The following is a 597-nucleotide window of genomic DNA, read 5'->3' as shown; positions in this document are numbered from 1 at the left end:
GCCGTCGGTGACGGTATAGGTGAAGGTGTCGGTGCCGTGGTAATTGGTTGTGGGGGTGTAGGTCCAGGTGCCGTCGGGGTTGATGGTGACGGTGCCGTGGGAGGCCTGGTTGCCGAGGGTGTAGGTGAGGGTGTCGCCGTCGGGGTCGGTGGCGGTCAGTGTGCCGCCGGTGGTGGTGTCCTCCACGGCGGTGACCGCGGTGTTGCTGCCGACTGGCGCATCGTTGACGGCTGCGACGGTGAGGGTGACGGTGACCGGGGTGGAGATCAGTGCACCGTCGGTGACGGTGTAGGTGAAGGTGTCGGTGCCGTGGTAATTGGTTGTGGGGGTGTAGGTCCAGGTGCCGTCGGGGTTGATGGTGACGGTGCCGTGGGTGGCTTGGCCTGACAGTGCGTAGGTGAGGGTGTCGCCGTCGATGTCGGTGCCGGTGAGTGTGCCGGTGAGAGGAGTGTCTTCGGCGCCGGATCCGGTGAGTCCGGTTGTCGCGGTGGGTGCGTCGTTGACGGCGGCGATGGTGAGGGTGACGGTGATGGGGGTGGAGGTGGCGGTGCCGTCGGTGACGGTGTAGGTGAAGGTGTCGGTGCCGTGGTAATTGGT

Annotated in this window: 1 protein-coding gene; it reads right to left on the bottom strand. The window is 66.2% G+C overall.

Translation table 11 applies throughout. The features are described from left to right. Nucleotides 1–597: cadherin-like domain-containing protein (locus BST17_RS28560; protein WP_133053623.1), on the bottom strand; the 597-nt coding region annotated here is incomplete at both ends.

It is taken from the genome of Mycolicibacterium bacteremicum, assembly GCF_002086115.1.
Classification (GTDB): Bacteria; Actinomycetota; Actinomycetes; order Mycobacteriales; family Mycobacteriaceae; genus Mycobacterium; species Mycobacterium bacteremicum.
The sequence above is the reverse complement of the archived record's forward strand: the minus strand, read 5'-3'. Positions and strand labels throughout refer to the sequence as shown.